This window comes from Acidiphilium sp. 20-67-58, from assembly GCF_002255515.1.
GTDB lineage: Bacteria > Pseudomonadota > Alphaproteobacteria > Acetobacterales > Acetobacteraceae > Acidiphilium.
In genome coordinates this window covers 1-1,230 of the sequence record NZ_NCAS01000103.1, presented here as the reverse complement: position 1 = coordinate 1,230, position 1,230 = coordinate 1, and the positions used below count along the sequence as shown (strand labels likewise).

Annotated in this window: 1 pseudogene; it reads right to left on the bottom strand. The window is 69.8% G+C overall.

The window, feature by feature from the left end:
* Positions 1-1,191 (bottom strand): annotated as a pseudogene (locus B7Z76_RS16150) (AAA family ATPase); the annotation flags it as partial.
* Between the last annotated feature and the right edge of the window lie 39 nt (positions 1,192-1,230).

Genomic DNA, 1,230 nt, shown 5'->3' with positions numbered 1-1,230 from the left:
GCCAGCATTGTAGCCAACAACACCAGCCTGCCGCGTTGCCTGCACGACACTCGCGACGGTCTCGAACCCTTCACCGGCCACCCGCGCCTGGTCATGGCCACCGATCGGCACCGCTGCGCCAGCAGGCGGATGCAGCAGCCAGGCGCCTGAGGCCCCCAGCATCCGGCGGCCGATTTTTGCTCCGCCCTCGGTCAGATAGGTGCGCTGCACGCCGGTCAGCCGCACCAGGCCATCCTCATCCTGGCCGAACATCGGCGTCAGCATCACCACGGCCGCACCGGCCGATACTTCCGCCGCATCATAGTTCGGATGCGGCCGGACCAGCCGCACATGGCTCATCAGCCAGTCAGCATCGAGGCCGCGCCCGCTGAGATAGGCTCGGGCTGACGCCCGCAGGGCCGCGGCCTCGTCCACGCGCGCCGCATGCGCCGTCCGCTGCTGCAACTTCTGCCCCACAGACCCGTGCAAGCTCGGCGCGTGCAGCTCGCCGGTGCCCGGAATCGCCTCATCCCAGAGCTTCCCGGCAATGCTCTTGCGAAAGACGTTGCGCCGCATCTCGGCCGCACGCGCCGCCTTGGCCGCCTCGGGATCCAGCTCGACCGCCTCGGCTTTGACGCCCAGTCGGCGCACCAGGCTCTCGAACCGCCCGCCTTCGCTGGCGGCAAAGTCGGTCCATTGGCCAGTGGTGGCGTTGACCGAAACCGTCCAGCTTTCCCCTCCGCGCCAGGTCGCTTGCAGGCGCAACCGGCCGCCGCTGGTCCGGTAAGGCACACCAGCGGCATCAAGCGCCGCCGCAACATCGATCGCCCGTGGTTCCGCTGGCTTCTCCTCAGCCGCCGGGCCACGCGGCGGCACCGCCGGTTCACCGCCCCGCGCAATATCCGCCTGCCAGTCAGCTGCCAGCGCCGCATCCCGGTCATACGCGGCCGCCTCCTCGATTGGGAGCGGGGCAAAATCATCCGGCCAGGGCGGCGGGCCATCGGCCGCACTTCCCAGCTCGCCAAGCGCCGCCGCTTCGGCGGCCAGGACCGCATCGCGATCCTCCGCCTCGTTCGCCTCAACAGCCTCTGGCGCTGCGGTCTGCGGATTGGCCGAAAGCGACACCTCCACGGGCGCGGCCGGCAGATCAAGTCCGTCAGCCCGTTTGCCGGCAAGGAGGTTTTCCAGCTCCGCGCGGGTCGGCAACCGCATCGGATCAAGCCCAAACACTTCGGCAAGCGGCGTCACCGC